The sequence below is a fragment of the Flavobacterium sp. GCM10023249 genome (genome assembly GCF_042653365.1).
GTDB lineage: Bacteria > Bacteroidota > Bacteroidia > Flavobacteriales > Flavobacteriaceae > Flavobacterium.
Genome location: NZ_JBHSHZ010000016.1, coordinates 112963 through 128943, shown reverse-complemented (window position 1 = coordinate 128943; position 15981 = coordinate 112963). Strand labels below are relative to the sequence as shown.

Sequence of the window (15981 nt, the reverse complement as noted above, 5' to 3'; positions counted from 1 at the left end):
TTATAGCACAATTTTTTCGATGGGACAAATTAAGATGCCTTCTGCACCAGCCGATTTGAGTTGGTCGATGACTTCCCAGAATTTTTCTTCATCAATAACCGAGTGCAGGCTACTCCATCCTTCTTCAGCCAAAGGCATTATGGTTGGACTTTTCAAAACAGGCAGAATCTGACTCACTTCCTGTATTTTTTCATTGGGTACATTCATCAAAATGTATTTCGATTTTTTTGCTCTAAGCACCGATTGTATGCGGAACAATAATTTTTGCAAAACTTGATTCACATCCTCTGAGATTAGAGGAGAAACTGCTAATACTGCTTCACTTTTCAGAATCACTTCGACTTCTTTTAGGTTGTTTTTGAACAAAGTGCTACCGCTGGAAACGATATCTACAATTGCATCTGAAAGGCCGATGTTAGGAGCAATTTCTACGGAACCCGATATTTGGTGAATATCAATTGTAACACCTTGAGAGGTAAAATAATCGGTAACTGTTTTGGGGTAAGAAGTCGCTACACGTAAACCATCTAGATCTTTGATGGATTGGTAATTGAACGTTTTAGGGACAGCTACCGACACTTTGCATTTAGAGAAGCCCAACTTTTCGATTACCTGAATGTTTTGCCCTTTTTCGACTAAAAGATTATCTCCTACGATAGCCACATCCACTACTCCATCGATTAGATATTGTGGGATATCCGAGTTGCGTAAGTAATACACTTCCAAGGGAAAATTAGAAGCGGTAGCTTTAAGTTGGTCATTTCCATTGTTGATTGAAATGCCCGAATCTTTGAGGATTTGAATACTTTCCTCGTTGAGACGTCCTGATTTTTGAATTGCAATTTTTAAAATACTCATTGTGTTTGGAATTAAATGAGTATATCAAGAGAAGTAAAAGTTTCAGAAAAGAAAAAACCCGCTTGATATACTCAAACGGGTTTATAGTTTATATGATTTTACACAATATCATCACTACCTCGCTCGAGCGTGGGAAATATGATGATGATGATGTAATTGATTTAAAAACATTTTCTTTTTTTGTTGGCCACAAAGTTATGGCAATTAATTTCGAATACGCAAATAAATTTTAAAAAAAATAAACTATTTCGTTTTTCGGGTTATTCTTTTTCCTCGGCTTCATTAGTCGGAAGTGCTGTTTTTACAGTGCCTTCACGAATTTCATCATGACGTATTTCTCCACCGGAAGTACCCACAGGTCCCGAAAAAACAATGGCTACTACAGCTACTGTAATGACTAAAAAGGAAACCAAAAGAGCTTTATTGTGTTTTTTATAATCTACATAAAGACCTAAAGCCGATGCAAATCCCAATGCATACATTATTTTCATAAAACCTTCTGCAGCTTCTTCGTGTTCTTCTATTAACTCATGAGAGAAACCTGGAAAATCTTCAACAAAATGTTCCGCTTTATCTCCTGTCATCATTGAAACTTTCCCCATGATCATACAAAAGATAAAAATGATGTAGGCGGTATTGATTAATAAGGCATTTCGCTTGAACATTCCGTAAGCAAGAATGGCTATTCCGAAGAATAAACCGATGATTGGGAAATGATTCACAAGCATGTGGTAGTGTGCTTCGTTCATGGTAATTTGGTTTATAGGTTAGTATTGGTTTTAAAAGAATTCCGGTCGGTATTCAAAATGCATGGAGTCATAATGGTGCCAATTGCCACCCCAAATGAATCCGTGCTTTTCAAAAATAGCAATTATTTTTTTAGGAATTCGGTTTTTGTAGGTCAGTTTTACCTCTTCATTAGTGCATTTGCAATCCCATTGCCAATAGTTCGAAAACTTCGTATTGATATCCATAGTCATTCCGAAGCTATGCGTACTTAAGCGGTTGGTTCCTGCAATTTTGCGCCAATTGAAGGTACCGCCAATGTTCGTTATGTAAGGTTTTAGTTCTGGATGTTGTTCCAGTTCGGCGCTTATTTTTTGGATTTTTTTATCGATACCATTTACACTTGTGACTTTAATTTTTTGGTTCACCAATTTAGGGCACCAAACGATTTCCACCAGTTTTTTAGCCACCTCCTCTTTGGAATTTCCGTAGAGTTTTTTGAAGAAAGCCTCATTGCGAATGCGTCCGGCATCATTTGTACCCGGAGTACTGTATTTCCATTTGAATTGGTCTTCGATGTCTGGATTTTCTAACAGTTCTTTGGTTGATTTTACTTTTCCGTCATCATATACGAGCGATGAACCATCGGTAAAGAACAGTTTATTGTCTTTATAGTGTGAAATTGCATTAGGATAGGCTTTCAAGAGTTTTTGTGCTCCCCAAGGAATTTCTTGCGAAGCATTACTGAAGCAGCCGATCAACAATAGAATCAGAATTCTCATTAAAAACGTTTTAAATGCGACTTTTTAAACGTCCATTCCGGTGTAATTAGTGTTTCTCCAAAATTCACATCGTACCATGGACTCTTGCTTGCATTATTAGGATTCTTTAAGATTTGTAGTTCCTGAGCCGGCATATAACTTTGTGCCAGCATCATTACCTTTTTCCCTTGTTTGTTTTGCGCCACATCGACAACGATTACCGCATGACCAGGAAATCCACCTTTAATGAAAACATCACCAATTTGAATTGCATCTACCGACGCAACTGGTTTCAGTTCCTTTTCAAGAGAAGCCGTACCTGCGTATAAGAAAATTTGTTCCAAGTAATTCCAGAATTCTTTGGCCGAATAGTCTGGTTTTGCCTTTTTTACCCAAGACGTTTTGTTTCCTTTGACTGCGATTCGGTAGCCTTCCGCCCATTTGGTATAATCCACTCGGAAGCCATTGGTAAAGTTGAAATGGATTTTATCGTATTGTTTTTGTTTGTATAGATATTCAGCTCTCAATCGCATGACCGCATCGGCGCATTGGTGTAAATCTTTGTTTCCAATGGGCAAATCCACCACGGCGATATAAGCCGCATCGTCTTTGTTATCGCCATCATAATATTTGACCAATGACCCCACTTTTTTTAAAGGAAGATTTCGTAAAAAAGCACCGAAAGAATTGGTGCCTTCATTGGTTCTTTCGAAGCCATTAGGAACACCGAAACGCGTAGCTACGGTATTTCCATTCACTTCGACAGTAGTAGTAGTATTTTCGGAGGTATTATTTCGGTAGGCGTATAAAAATCCTATACTTAAGAGAACCGAAAAGATTAAAAGGTTTTTTGATTTCATTGTTTCTATTTTCTAAAGCGTACTTTTTAATTTCAAGGCTTGCTTTGTCTTTCCCAAGGCTTACTTTGTCTTTCCCAAGGCTTACTTTGTTTGTCCCAAGCTCTACTTCGCTCTTCCCAAGCCTTACTTTGTCTTTCCCAAGGCTTACTTTGTTTGTTCCAAGCTCTACTTCGCTCTTCCCAAGCCTTACTTTGTTTGTTCCGAGGCTTACTTCGCTTCTTCCAAGCCTTACTTCGCTTGTTCCAAGGCTTACTTCGCATCTTCCAAGCCTTACTTTGTTTGATCAAGCCTTACTTTGTTTGATCAAGGCTATATTTTACTTATAATAACCCATTATATTTTCTGGTGAACCATTCAGTAGCCAATACAATGGCTAGCAAAATTAATCCCCAAATCCAATCGATTAGAGGTGAGCGCGTAGTAACCGCTTTTTGGATTGCTTTGTAATTGTCGGCATTTTCGAGATAGCGCATTAAATCGGCTATTTGAGAAGTACCATAGGTTTGCCCATTGGTATTGGAAGCCAGTTGTTTCAGGCGTGCAAAATCGGCATTAACAAATTGTTTTTCCGCATCAAAATCCAGCACTTGAAAGGCGCCAACATATTGGGTATTTGATCCTTTTTCTTTTACGGTAAAGCTATAATTACCTGCTTCCAAATCTTGGAAATCCACTTGAAAATCGTTGCTACCTTTCGAAAAATCGTAGACTTTAAAAGTATTTGTATTTTTATTTTTCAATTGGATAGTAAGCTGTGCATTTTCATCGAACTCATAGTTTTTATTGAAATACTGCGCAGAAATCAAGATATTTTCCCCTGAATTGTAAAAACTTTCGTGATTTACCACTAAGTTTTTCTTTTTGGCATTTGAAGCCAGGAACTGAATGGTTTTGTCTAGGAAAATATCAAATTTTTCAAAGGATTTCGTTTGCAGATGACTTTCCATACGCCATTTCCAGATGTTTTCACCAAAGAGATACGCATTTCGATTGGGTCCATTTTCCGTAAAAGTCAGAAGCGGGTTCTCTGTGGCCACATTTCTGATACGTGCTTGCAAAAGCGTATTTAGATTTCCTTTTGGACGGATAGTTCCGAAAGGATTTTCCAGTGGTGGGAATTGTTCAAAGCCTAGATTATCTATTGCAAAAGCATTAAAATCAGAATTGAAATCGGCCGAATAATCTTCTTTCTGCATTACCATTCTAAATTCAAAATCATTTTGAAAACGATTCAGCAAGTTAAAATCCGTATTCAAACCTGTGATTACAAAAGTGTTAATTTTGAGTTGGTTATTCTGATCAATTATGGATTTGAATTCCGAATTAGGCTGGTACAATATCAAAACGTTATAATCATTTAACGATTTGATTTCGTTAGGTTTAACTATTGTTATTTTACGTTGCACATTAGATCCAATAGCGCGTTTAATCGCACCTAAATCCGGATGGACAATACTTGAGACCAAAGCAATTTCGGAACGTTGATCGATAACTTCAACAGCAAAATTTTTGACATTATTGAAGGTATTTTTTTCTTTTTCGGGAGAAGAGATTACCGCCTTATAAGTATGTACTCCTACCCTGTCGGCATTCAATACAAAGGCAATCTCTTGAGATTTTTTATTGGAAGAAAAAGCAACATTCTGTTTAAAGATAGTTGTTCCGTTTTCCTGAATACTAAAAGTAGCGTTGATGGGTTTATTTCCGTTGTAGTATAAAAAAGCTTCAACGGGGAATTTGTTTTTCAGGAATGCGTATTTATTGGCATTCAGTTGATTGATTTTTAAATCGGTATGTTCAATCGTATCACCGAGTACGACTGGAAAAACGGTAGCATTGGGTTGAATATTGAAAACGTAGTCATTCCCTTGCGTCTGATTACCATCGGTAAGTACAACAACGGGATGGTTTTGGTTTCTGTACAGCTGTTTTAGGTTTTCGAAAACCTTGTAAATATTGGAACGTTTCCCTTTAAAATCGAGTGGTTTATCGGCATTAAACTCTTCATCAAAAGCAAAGAACTGCAATTGGTATTTGTCATTCAATTTCGAATTGTTTTTAAAGGCTTCCGTGATCTCTTTTGCCTTTTGGTCTTGACCTAAGAAAGCAATCGATTCCGAATTATCGACAACAATAGGCAGTGGTGTTTTTTGAATTTCGTAGGTTTTCCTAGAGATGACCGGATTGATGAGTAACAGAAGAATTAGAAAGACCGATAGAAAACGCAAAGAAGCCAAAAACCAGTTCAGTTTAGAATGGTTTTTGGCTTTGTAAAAATATTGCAAATACGACACAATAAGCGCAGTGATTACCGCTAAAAATAAAGTTATTAGTGTCATATTTAGATGTATTTATCGAATCGTTCTTTCCGTGATGTTTTCATTGTATTTTTGGTTGAAAACTTCAACCCTATCCGCATTCAACACACCATTAGCATCAATAACTTTCTCTTTCAACAACCAAGCTATTAGTTTTTCCACATTTTTTTTGGAATTCAAACCAAGACCAGCAAGCACTCTTTGCTTTTCTTTGGATTCTACTTTGGTTTTAAGCGTTAAGAAATTCAAGATAATATAGTCATCTTCAAGATATTGATGCGTTTCGTTGTTGTGAAACTTGTACAATAAAATTTCATTTCCTTCCAAGTCATATAAAGAGTGTTGATCGAAGTCAATTTTTTCATATTTCAACACTTCTTTATTGTCGATTAAGACTTTATCCTTGTCAATTTTAACTTCTTGAGCGAAAGAAGCAGTCGTTAAAAGCAATGCCAGAGCCGTGAAGCCGAATATTTTTTTCATTTTCAGCGCTATTAACTAGGTTAACATTCCTCCGTCAACATTCAATACTTGTCCAGTTACATAAGCACTCATATCCGAAGCAAAGAACACACAAGCATTGGCGATATCTTCTGGTGAACCACCTCTTTTCAAAGGAATAGAATCTCTCCAGCCTTGTACTACATCTTCGTTAAGTTTTGCTGTCATTTCCGTTTCGATAAAACCTGGTGCGATAGCATTGCAACGGATGTTACGAGAACCTAATTCCAACGCAATTGATTTAGTGAAACCGATCATACCTGCTTTAGAAGCGGCATAGTTGGCTTGACCTGCATTTCCTTTCACTCCAACAACCGAGCTCATATTAATGATAGAACCGGCGCGGTTTTTCAACATTGTTTTTTGTACTGCTTTCGTCATGTTGAAAACGGATTTCAAGTTGATATCGATTACAGCATCGAAATCTTCTTCAGACATACGCATTAAAAGGTTGTCTTTAGTTACACCGGCGTTGTTGATTAAAACGTCAACAGTTCCGAATTCAGCCAATACATCCTCGACTAATTTTTGTGCCTCGTTGAAATCGGCAGCATTTGATTTGTATCCTTTTGCTTTAATACCTAAAGCAGTCAATTCATTTTCTAAAGCCATTGCTGATTCAGCAGATGAACTATAAGTAAAAGCTACATTCGCTCCGTTTTTAGCAAAAACTTCGGCAATTCCTCTACCAATTCCTCTACTGGCACCAGTGATAATTGCCACTTTTCCTTCTAATAATTTCATATCTAAATTGTACTATTTTTAATCAAGCCAAATATATCATTATTTTAAAACAAAAAAAATTGATTTTAGAATTAAACCATTTGCAGTATACAAAGTCATAGCGTAAACCAAAACCAACTACCTATGCGACCGATTCACCAATTCTATGTTATTGCAATCCTTTGTTTGTTTGTAAGTTCTTGTTCGACTAGTAATGAAAGCGACTACGAGTCGGTTCCAATAGATAATTATCCCAATGTAACAGCAACATTCGGATCCAATTTGGATTTGGATCATTTATACAATTACGCCAATCAAGCTATACCTAACTATATTACCAAAGATAATAGTGGTTCAAATCCCGTTACCGATAAAGGAGCCACATTAGGTCGCGTTCTTTTTTATGACACACGGCTATCGTCTAACAATACAATTTCGTGTGCCAGTTGCCATCAACAATCCAATGCATTCAGTGATGGCGCTACTGCGAGTACCGGTGTTAATGGTACAACTCCGAGACATTCAATGCGATTGATTAATTCAAGATTTTCAAGAGAATCGAAATTTTTCTGGGATGAAAGAGCACTAACACTTGAAATGCAAACCACTCAGCCGATACAAAATCATATTGAAATGGGTTTTAGTGGTACTGAAGGCGATCAAAACATGACTGATTTAATTAGTAAATTAGAAAGCATTCCCTATTACAAAGAATTGTTTCGATTTACTTACGGTACGGAAGAGATTACGGAAAGTAAAATACAAATTGCGTTAGCACAGTTTGTAAGAAGTATTCAATCTTTCGATTCCAAATACGATATTGGCAGAGCGCAAGTCGCTAATGATGGTCAAGCTTTTCCAAATTTTACTCCACAAGAAAATACGGGAAAGAACTTGTTTTTAACACCTCCTGTTTTTGATGCTACGGGCAACAGAACCAGTGGTGGTTTAGGATGTGCAGGATGCCATGGTGCTCCCGAATTTGATATAGATCCTGCGGCAAGAAATAATGGGATCATTGGAACAATTGCTGGAACCGGTATTGATATTTCCATTACCCGCTCCCCTTCTCTACGTGATTTGGTCAAGTTGGATGGCACTTTAAATGGAAATTTCATGCATACGGCGGGAATATCCAGTTTACAGGCTGCAATTGGGCATTACGGCACCATAAATTTAGCACCTGGCAACACGAATCTAGATCCGAGACTCAGACCTAATGGTTTTGGGCAGCAATTGCATTTGACTGCAAATGAGGTAAATGCAGTTATTGCATTTCTTCGAACATTGTCGGGTTCCAACGTTTACATTGATCCAAAATGGTCTTCACCATTTCCGAATTAATTAAAAAGCGTGAATAAAGCGCTTTTTTTGTTGATAAATACCTTTAAAAATTAAGTAACTTTTTTCATACTCCAAATTCAATAACTATCTTTGCCTTTCTTAAAAATATAAGCACGTAAAATGAAGATTTCATATAACTGGTTAAAGCAATTTATTAAAACAGATTGGGATTCGGAAAAAACCGGAGCAATGTTGACCGACTTAGGTTTAGAAGTAGAAGGCATTGAAAAATACCAATCTATCAAAGGAGGACTTGAAGGAATTGTTGTGGGGCACGTATTGTCTTGCGAACAACATCCCAATGCAGATAAGCTAAAAATCACTAAAGTAGATTTAGGAGATGGTAATCCGATTCAAATTGTGTGTGGTGCTAGTAATGTAGCTGCTGGTCAAAAAGTTCCTGTTGCTACTATTGGTACTAAATTATATGATAAAGAAGGGAACTCTTTTGAAATTAAAAAAGGGAAGATTCGTGGAGAAGAAAGTCATGGAATGATTTGCGCTGAAGACGAAATTGGTCTAGGTGATAGTCATGATGGTATTATGGTTTTGGACGAAGCTTTAGCTCCTGGAACACCCGCTTCAAAAGTTTTCAACATTGAGAATGACGAAGTATTTGAAATTGGTTTAACACCCAACCGTGCCGATGCGATGAGCCATTGGGGCGTTGCGCGTGATTTGCGTGCCGGTATGTTGCAACAAGACGAACATGTAGAGTTGATTACACCATCGGTAAGTTCTTATAAAGTAGAAAAGAGAACCCTTAAAATCGATGTAAAAGTTGAGGACAATAAATTGGTTCCAAGATATTGTGGTGTTACCATTTCGGATATTAAAGTGGGCCCTTCACCTGCTTGGTTACAAAACCGTTTGAAAGCCATTGGTTTAACACCTAAAAATAATGTGGTTGACGTTACTAATTATGTATTGCATGAATTAGGACAGCCATTACATGCTTTTGATGCGTCAAAAATACATGGAAAAATTATCGTTAAGAATGCTGAGGAAGGTACCAAGTTTGTTACTTTGGATGAAGTTGAACGTACATTGAGCACCGAAGACATCATGATTTGTGATGAAAAAGGACCATTGTGTATTGCAGGTGTGATGGGTGGCAAAAATTCTGGGGTAAGTGAAGCTACGACTTCAATATTCTTGGAAAGTGCTTATTTCAATCCGGTATCGGTAAGAAAAACTGCGAAACGTCACGGAATCAATTCAGATGCATCTTTCCGTTTTGAAAGAGGTATTGATCCGAGCATTACAGAATATGCTTTAAAGCGTGCAGCTATCTTAATAAAAGAAGTGGCAGGTGGCGAAATGACATCGGATATTGTGGATGTTTATCCTAAGAAAGTAGAAGATCATCAAGTTTTGTTGAATCTTGAAAAAGTAAACAAATTAATTGGTCAAAACATTCCAGATGATGAAATCAAAAATATCTTGGTTTCATTGGATATCAAAGTAAATAGTATTTCTAAAGTTGGTTTGGGCTTAGTTGTTCCTGCCTACCGTGTGGATGTAACCCGTGAAATTGATGTCATCGAAGAAATTTTACGTGTGTATGGTTATAACAATATTGAGTTTACTCAAAAATTAAACGCCACTACAGCACATTCTGCTAGAACAGAAGATTATAAGATACAAAATATTGTTGCGAATTTATTGACGGCTAATGGTTTCAATGAAATGATGGCCAATTCGTTAACCACTCCTTCTTACGTTGCATTAAGCGATAGCCTTAACGAAAGTAATAATGTTGTTATGCTAAATCCGTTAAGCAACGATTTATCGACAATGCGTCAGTCGTTATTGTTCTCGGCATTGGAAGCGGTTTCGTTCAACATCAACCGTCGTAATGCTGACTTGAAGTTGTTTGAATTTGGAAAAACCTACCATAAATTATTATCAGGATACCAAGAAAACACCCATTTGACGTTAACCGTTACAGGTAATCAAAATGCTGAAAGCTGGACCAATCCTCAAAAACCTTCTGATTTCTTCTTATTTAAAGGCTATGTTTTAGGTATTTTAGAGCGATTGGGCTTGAATAAATCTATAGTGGCTACACCTTTGAAAACAGATGTTTTTGCTGAAGGAATGGTGTATGAATTGGGTAGTTCGACATTAGTAGAATTTGGAACTATCAAAAAAACTGTTTTGAAACATTTTGACATTAAACAAGATGTATTCTTTGCTGACTTCAATTGGAATGCCATATTAAAACACATTTCTGCTAACGGAATCAAGTTTACCGAAATTCCAAAATATCCGGAAGTACGTCGTGATTTGGCTTTATTACTGGATCAGAAAATTGAATTTGCAAAGATTTATGACTTGGCAAAAAATTCCGAGAAGAATTTATTGAAGAAAATTGATTTATTCGATGTTTACCAAGGAAAAAATTTACCGGAAGGTAAAAAATCGTATGCAGTGAGTTTCACATTACAGGATACTTCAAAAACTTTAACGGATTCACAAATTGATAAAGTAATGAGTAAATTAACTCAAACTTTTGAAACAGAATTGGGAGCAAGTTTACGTTAATCGCGAGATTATCACTATACTATAAAAAGGGACAATTGTTGTCCCTTTTTCTTTGTTAAAAATTTTCTTAAGAAAGCGTAATTTGGACTATAATTTGTGGTAATTTTAGTCAACTTAAAAACGAGTTCTATGGATGACAAAATCAAATCACCATTAATTATCGGTTTAGCTATAGTGCTAACTGCTTGGATTTTAGGAGCAGCCTTTAAAAACCGTAATGAAAATCTCGATTCTATTTCAGTTATCGGATTAGGAACGAAAGATTTTGTCTCCGATGAGATACTATGGTCTGGTAGTTTTGCCACCAAAAGTGATGACATCAAGGAAGCTTACAGTAAAATTATCTCTGATCAAAAAATCGTTTCCAATTTCTTTGAGAAGAAAGGATTCAAATCGAATGAATTCACTTTTGGAGCTGTAAATTTTCAAAAAAAATACAGAGAAGTTCGTACCGAAGATCCCAACAATACCTATAACACCAAGTACGAACAAGTATTTGATGGGTATGAAGCTACTCAAACGATAACTTTTTCGGCTAAGAAAAATCAAGATTTAATGAAGCGCATTGAAGATGTTTCGAGTAAAACATCAGAATTGATAAATTCCGGTATTGAATTGACATCCAATTCTGTGCAATATACCTACTCTGAACTACCAAGCTTGAAACACAGTTTGATTGAAAATGCTACTAAAGATGCAAAAGAGAGAGCTGAAAAAATTGTTCGTCAAGGCGATGGAGATTTGGGCAAATTGAAAAATGCAAGTATGGGTGTTTTTCAAATTACCGGGCAAGGCTCGACGCAAGAAGACAGTTATGGCGGCATTAATGATACTTATAGCAAAAATAAAACGGCAAGAATTACTGTCCGACTAGAATATGAACTAGAATAAAATCTCTTAAAAAACTAAAAACAAACTAAAATTTATAATGCAACTTACAAATTATTTAAAAAGTCAGGGGTATGATTTGATTGGTGGTCCGATTCGCAATCATAAACTATTGCAGCTTTGGGTAAAAAAAACGTTTGACGAAGCCGAATTGTATTATTCTAATTTACATCATGCATTCAGTAGTAGTGTAGAATTAAATGAAATTGAAAATCAAGCGTTAACCATTCAAGAAACAACAGTCAATGATTACAACTTCAATATTGGAATAACCGTTTTAGATGATATCTTAAAATCATTGGGAATGGGGAGTTTGGATATTACTTCGCTTATTAAAGGAGGAAAAAAAGTTACGATTAGCTATGATAATTCGGTAACCAAAGAAATTCCTTCAGGAGAAATAGCGAATTATTTCCATAATGCAGATTTCGTGCATCCGAATCCTGATCTATTACGCAATGCCAACAGAAACAACATTTTAGTCATTTCAGGGATTGTATTTGCGAAAAATTTAGTTGTCGAAATTGATACCGAACATGAAATCAATGCGAATTTACTAGCTGGTTTTGCTGCCGCTTCTGACGGTAGAATTAACCTGAGTGTTTCAAGTGACAAACAAATAAAAATGATTTCATCTTCATCGGTTCATTTTCCAATTGCAGTAAAAGCGAACCGCCTTCAGTTTCAAAAAGGAGAATTTATCGGTTTGAAATTAATTACAGACGATAGAAATATATTTTAATAGATAACCCGGGAATTCTCGGGTTTTTTCTTAGAAAACGGTCAATTACTTTCTTAATCTACATTAAGCAAAAGCAGCTAGATTCGAAGTAACTTTGAAGTATCAATTTAAAAGAATACAACAATGGCAACCAAAAAAATTGAATTAGTAGCTGAGCCTAGAACACCCCATTTTGTTGGTGATGGATTTAGAGTACATAATTTTATCCCAAGTGGTTTTCGCTTGGATATGGAACGTATGAGTCCGTTTATCATGTTAGATTACAATTCGAAATACAACTTCCCTCCTTCTGAAATTCCTAAAGGTGTTGGTGTTCATCCCCATCGTGGTTTTGAAACCGTAACAATTGCTTACAAAGGGAAAGTTGCACATCATGACAGTGCCGGCGGTGGTGGAATTATCGGTGAAGGTGATGTACAATGGATGACTGCGGCATCGGGAGTTTTGCATAAAGAATACCATGAAGAAGAGTTCAGTAAAACCGGAGGTGAATTTCAAATGGTTCAACTTTGGGTGAATTTGCCGGCAAAAGACAAAATGAGTCAGCCAAAATACCAAGCCATTGCGAATGCCGAAATGGGTCGCTATGAATTGGCGGAGAACGCTGGTTTCATAGAAGTTATTGCTGGAAATTATCATGATGTTAAAGGTCCGGCATTTACTTTTACACCCGTTCACATGCAAAATGCGAAGCTAAATACAGGTGGAAAAGCCCAATTTAGCTTTCCGGCTCATTACAATACCGCTGTATTGATCATTGAAGGAAGTGCAAAAATCAATAATGAAGAAATTGTGCTTACCGATCATTTTGTTTTGTTTGAAAATGAAGGAGAAGATTTTACGATTGAAGCACTTGAAAATAGTATCATTTTGGTCTTAAGTGGTGAGCCTATCAATGAGCCTATTTTTCCTCACGGTCCTTTTGTTATGAATACCCGAGAAGAAATTATCCAGGCGATTGAAGATTTTAATCAGGGAAAATTTGGTCATTTAGAAGACTGATTCCTAAAGTAAACAACAAAAAAACTAATAAACAAACAATGAAACCAGAATTCGAACCTATTCCTTTGATAAAAAACGAAACGAAGCATCAATTTGAAATCAGTATTGATGAGCATAAAGCTTTAATTGTTTATAAAGAAAGTGCAAACGTAATTACGTTGATCCACACCGAAGCAGCTCCAGAACTTGAAGGAAAAGGAGCTGCAACAGCGGTAATTGAAAAAACATTGGATTATATTAAAAAAGACCAATACAAACTTGTACCGCTTTGTCCTTTGGTATTTGCCTACATTAAAAGACATCCGGAATGGAAAGAAATTGTAGATCCAAACTTTAAAGGATTTGAAAATTGAAATTAATTTTAAGCTAGAACAGATATGTCAAACCTACAATTAATCATTGAAGAACGTTCAGCCGATATTGGTAACTTCATGGTTGGAAGATTACTACCATTTAGAGAAAAGCGTTCGGTCGGTCCATTCACATTTATTGATCATATGGGACCGGCCTATTTGAAAGATTATCAGAATTTAGATGTTCCACCACATCCTCATATTGGGCTTTCTACTCTCACCTATCTATTTGAAGGAAGCATTATGCATAGAGACAGTCTAGGTACCGAAGTGGAAATTCAGCCGGGAGCGGTTAATTGGATGACAGCTGGAAGCGGTATTGTTCATTCTGAAAGAACACCAGAATACCTGAGAACATCAGACAAGTCATTACACGGATTGCAGATTTGGGTTGCACTTCCGAAGGAATTGGAAGAAATAGAACCTAATTTTACCCATGTAGAAAAAGAAGATATTCCCCAATGGGAACAAAATGGTTTGTCTTTTAAATTGATTGCAGGTGAAGCATTTGGTCGAAAATCACCAGTACCAGTGTATAGCCCACTTTATTTTTTGGAAATCAAGAGTAGTTCAAAACAAAAGGTAAGTATTGGCGAGTATTTATATGGAGAAAGTGGGTTGTATATTTTGGAAGGAAGTATCAATGACGGCGAACACAATTATACTTCGAAACAAATTCTTATTGCAAAAGATACAAAACTTTGTGAATTTGAAATGGAAGCAGATTCCGCTGTCTATATTTTTGGTGGTGAAGCTTTTCCAGAAGAACGATTCATTTTTTGGAATTTTGTTTCTTCCAGTAAAGAACGGATTGAAAAAGCAAAATTAGATTGGGAAAACCAAACATTCCCCAAAGTTCCCGGAGAAACTGAATTTGTTCCATTACCAACTCCACCTAAATTCTAATACTATGCAAAAAGTTACAGCAACCATCGGTCAACAAAACTATAAAACAGAAATAAAAAATGCCACACATACGCTCATTGCTGATGAACCTATTGAGGTAGGTGGTCAAGATTTAGGATTTGCACCTCGTGAATTATTAGCTTCTTCTTTAGCAGCTTGTACTTCTATAACTTTGAAGATGTATGCTGAAAGAAAAGGTTGGGATTTAAAAGAAGCCATTGTAGAAGTTACATTCGAATGGAGTAAAGAAGAATCGAAATCAATAATTTCCAGAAGAATTGAATTAAAAGGCACGCTTAATGCTATGCAGAAAGAACGGCTGTTAGTGATAGCCAATTCATGTCCCATTCATAAAATCCTTTCTAATCCATTGGAAATTGCATCAAGTTTAAGCTAACTCATTTTTTAGTTGTATTTATTTAAGTAAAATCTTACAAATTAGTATATTTGCAAAAAAATTAAACTATGAAGCTTAGATTACTTGTAACTACAATTATTTTATCAATCACACAATCAATTACAGCCCAAAAAAACGCAACTATTGTTGGTCTTTATCAAGAAAAGGGAGTTGCAAATGGTGAAAAGACAAGCATTTATATTCTGAAAGACAACACATTTGCGATTACCGGATATGGTACTTTAATTTCAGGAACATGGGCTGTATCGAAAGATAAAATTACACTTACGCCTATTCATCCTCAAACGCGATTTGAGTTATATGGTCGTCACAATCCTAAAGTAAAAAAAGGATGTAAAATTATGTTTCAAAATTTTGAAAAAGCAGAAACATTCGTTGGCTATGAAACCAATAAAGTAATTACATTACAACGCGTGTTCAATACTTCTCCCAATTGTTTGAAATTTCCCAATGTACATAAGTTCAATACAAAAGTTGATTTATTGTCATTTTCTGCCAATGTCACAGGTCTGCCTGAAACCAAAGACGTTATCTATGATTTTAAAATTGACAATGATTTCAATGAATTTATAGCTTATTATGTAGAAATACCTAACTATTACAAACCTGTAGTATTTACAATTAAAAAAGAAGGGTTACAAATGGTTAATGAAAAGGAAATCTTAAAGAAGAGCAATTTTAAGCCAAAAGATTTAACTGATTTGAAAGCAATACAAGAATCTGCTGCAGAGAAATCAATATCCAGAGAAGTATTGTATGTAAATCCTTCTTACAATATTCTCGGTTCAAAAGACATTAATTTAGAAGATTATACTTTCAACGAGAAGAAAAACGAGTTCAATCATAAAATTAACAAAACCGATAAAGAAGCTTTATATCAAGATGTAAGTCTAGTATTTAAATATGAAAAGGTAAAAACGGTAAACGTAATAAAAAGTCCATTTAAAATAAACGAAACCAATTTGTTTACAGCAAAATGCACGGAAAAAGGTAAAGAAATACAATAAAAAAAAATCCCGCTAAAAGGCGGGATT

At 35.8% G+C, this 15981-nt stretch carries 17 protein-coding genes; 9 read left to right on the top strand and 8 right to left on the bottom strand.

The annotated features are described in order from the left end of the window. The 8 genes from hisG to fabG form a co-directional block, all read right to left on the bottom strand. Nucleotides 1-858 (bottom strand): ATP phosphoribosyltransferase, encoded by an 858-nt coding sequence (hisG, locus tag ACFO7M_RS14120; RefSeq protein ID WP_379712727.1) that lies wholly within the window; start codon nt 856-858, stop codon nt 1-3. 260 nt (nt 859-1118) lie between these two features. Next, nucleotides 1119-1607, bottom strand: a complete 489-nt coding sequence (locus ACFO7M_RS14115; RefSeq protein WP_379736357.1) for a hypothetical protein — start codon at nt 1605-1607, stop codon at nt 1119-1121. A 30-nt stretch (nt 1608-1637) separates the two neighbouring features. After that, a complete protein-coding gene (locus ACFO7M_RS14110; protein WP_379736356.1) occupies nt 1638-2366 on the bottom strand; it encodes a M15 family metallopeptidase in 729 nt (242 codons plus the stop codon). Further along, nucleotides 2366-3205, bottom strand: coding sequence for a DUF4846 domain-containing protein (locus tag ACFO7M_RS14105; protein ID WP_379736354.1), 840 nt, complete (start codon nt 3203-3205; stop codon nt 2366-2368). Before ACFO7M_RS14105 ends, ACFO7M_RS14110 begins: the two co-directional genes overlap by 1 nt. Before the next feature lie 32 nt (nt 3206-3237). Next, on the bottom strand, nt 3238-3492 hold the full coding sequence (locus tag ACFO7M_RS14100) for a hypothetical protein (protein ID WP_379736352.1): 255 nt from the start codon (nt 3490-3492) through the stop codon (nt 3238-3240). Nucleotides 3493-3525: 33 nt separating this feature from the next. Then, on the bottom strand, nt 3526-5544 hold the full coding sequence (locus ACFO7M_RS14095; RefSeq protein ID WP_379736350.1) for a hypothetical protein: 2019 nt from the start codon (nt 5542-5544) through the stop codon (nt 3526-3528). A 12-nt stretch (nt 5545-5556) separates the two neighbouring features. Then, nucleotides 5557-6006, bottom strand: coding sequence for a hypothetical protein (locus ACFO7M_RS14090; RefSeq protein ID WP_379712739.1), 450 nt, complete (start codon nt 6004-6006; stop codon nt 5557-5559). Between the two features lie 15 nt (nt 6007-6021). After that, nucleotides 6022-6768, bottom strand: coding sequence for a 3-oxoacyl-[acyl-carrier-protein] reductase (gene fabG, locus ACFO7M_RS14085; protein WP_379712741.1), 747 nt, complete (start codon nt 6766-6768; stop codon nt 6022-6024). Between the two features lie 123 nt (nt 6769-6891). On the opposite strand from fabG, the gene ACFO7M_RS14080 reads away from it, so the two are divergent. From ACFO7M_RS14080 to ACFO7M_RS14040, 9 genes are all read left to right on the top strand, one after another. Beyond that, entirely contained in the window at nt 6892-8091 is a 1200-nt protein-coding gene (locus ACFO7M_RS14080) for a cytochrome-c peroxidase (RefSeq protein WP_379736348.1), read from the top strand. A 120-nt stretch (nt 8092-8211) separates the two neighbouring features. Next, on the top strand, nt 8212-10638 hold the full coding sequence (pheT, locus tag ACFO7M_RS14075) for a phenylalanine--tRNA ligase subunit beta (protein WP_379736346.1): 2427 nt from the start codon (nt 8212-8214) through the stop codon (nt 10636-10638). Between the two features lie 129 nt (nt 10639-10767). Further along, nucleotides 10768-11529 carry an SIMPL domain-containing protein gene (locus ACFO7M_RS14070; RefSeq protein WP_379736344.1) on the top strand — a complete coding sequence of 254 codons (762 nt, stop codon included), beginning with the start codon at nt 10768-10770 and terminating at the stop codon, nt 11527-11529. Between the two features lie 37 nt (nt 11530-11566). Further along, nucleotides 11567-12268: a hypothetical protein gene (locus ACFO7M_RS14065; RefSeq protein WP_379736343.1), complete on the top strand. Its 702-nt coding sequence runs from the start codon at nt 11567-11569 to the stop codon at nt 12266-12268. Nucleotides 12269-12391: 123 nt separating this feature from the next. Further along, the gene (locus ACFO7M_RS14060; RefSeq protein ID WP_379736341.1) at nt 12392-13270 is read left to right on the top strand and encodes a pirin family protein; all 879 of its coding nucleotides are present in this window, start codon (nt 12392-12394) and stop codon (nt 13268-13270) included. Between the two features lie 38 nt (nt 13271-13308). Continuing rightward, the gene (locus tag ACFO7M_RS14055) at nt 13309-13623 is read left to right on the top strand and encodes a GNAT family N-acetyltransferase (protein ID WP_379736339.1); all 315 of its coding nucleotides are present in this window, start codon (nt 13309-13311) and stop codon (nt 13621-13623) included. A gap of 24 nt (nt 13624-13647) precedes the next feature. Then, nucleotides 13648-14529: a pirin family protein gene (locus tag ACFO7M_RS14050; protein WP_379736337.1), complete on the top strand. Its 882-nt coding sequence runs from the start codon at nt 13648-13650 to the stop codon at nt 14527-14529. A 4-nt stretch (nt 14530-14533) separates the two neighbouring features. Then, a complete protein-coding gene (locus ACFO7M_RS14045; RefSeq protein ID WP_379712757.1) occupies nt 14534-14926 on the top strand; it encodes an OsmC family protein in 393 nt (130 codons plus the stop codon). Nucleotides 14927-14994: 68 nt separating this feature from the next. Next, nucleotides 14995-15954 carry a hypothetical protein gene (locus ACFO7M_RS14040; RefSeq protein ID WP_379712759.1) on the top strand — a complete coding sequence of 320 codons (960 nt, stop codon included), beginning with the start codon at nt 14995-14997 and terminating at the stop codon, nt 15952-15954. The last annotated feature ends 27 nt before the right edge of the window (nt 15955-15981 follow it).

Excerpts from the sequence above, each read along its gene's own strand:
- ACFO7M_RS14065 (WP_379736343.1), top strand. The coding sequence starts at position 11,567 with ATGCAACTTACAAATTATTTAAAAAGTCAGGGGTATGATTTGATTGGT.
- ACFO7M_RS14050 (WP_379736337.1), top strand. The coding sequence starts at position 13,648 with ATGTCAAACCTACAATTAATCATTGAAGAACGTTCAGCCGATATTGGT.
- ACFO7M_RS14115 (WP_379736357.1), bottom strand. The coding sequence starts at position 1,607 with ATGAACGAAGCACACTACCACATGCTTGTGAATCATTTCCCAATCATC.
- ACFO7M_RS14040 (WP_379712759.1), top strand. The coding sequence starts at position 14,995 with ATGAAGCTTAGATTACTTGTAACTACAATTATTTTATCAATCACACAA.
- ACFO7M_RS14045 (WP_379712757.1), top strand. The coding sequence starts at position 14,534 with ATGCAAAAAGTTACAGCAACCATCGGTCAACAAAACTATAAAACAGAA.
- ACFO7M_RS14095 (WP_379736350.1), bottom strand. The coding sequence starts at position 5,544 with ATGACACTAATAACTTTATTTTTAGCGGTAATCACTGCGCTTATTGTG.
- ACFO7M_RS14055 (WP_379736339.1), top strand. The coding sequence starts at position 13,309 with ATGAAACCAGAATTCGAACCTATTCCTTTGATAAAAAACGAAACGAAG.
- ACFO7M_RS14110 (WP_379736356.1), bottom strand. The coding sequence starts at position 2,366 with ATGAGAATTCTGATTCTATTGTTGATCGGCTGCTTCAGTAATGCTTCG.
- ACFO7M_RS14105 (WP_379736354.1), bottom strand. The coding sequence starts at position 3,205 with ATGAAATCAAAAAACCTTTTAATCTTTTCGGTTCTCTTAAGTATAGGA.
- fabG (WP_379712741.1), bottom strand. The coding sequence starts at position 6,768 with ATGAAATTATTAGAAGGAAAAGTGGCAATTATCACTGGTGCCAGTAGA.
- pheT (WP_379736346.1), top strand. The coding sequence starts at position 8,212 with ATGAAGATTTCATATAACTGGTTAAAGCAATTTATTAAAACAGATTGG.
- ACFO7M_RS14060 (WP_379736341.1), top strand. The coding sequence starts at position 12,392 with ATGGCAACCAAAAAAATTGAATTAGTAGCTGAGCCTAGAACACCCCAT.
- hisG (WP_379712727.1), bottom strand. The coding sequence starts at position 858 with ATGAGTATTTTAAAAATTGCAATTCAAAAATCAGGACGTCTCAACGAG.
- ACFO7M_RS14090 (WP_379712739.1), bottom strand. The coding sequence starts at position 6,006 with ATGAAAAAAATATTCGGCTTCACGGCTCTGGCATTGCTTTTAACGACT.
- ACFO7M_RS14070 (WP_379736344.1), top strand. The coding sequence starts at position 10,768 with ATGGATGACAAAATCAAATCACCATTAATTATCGGTTTAGCTATAGTG.
- ACFO7M_RS14080 (WP_379736348.1), top strand. The coding sequence starts at position 6,892 with ATGCGACCGATTCACCAATTCTATGTTATTGCAATCCTTTGTTTGTTT.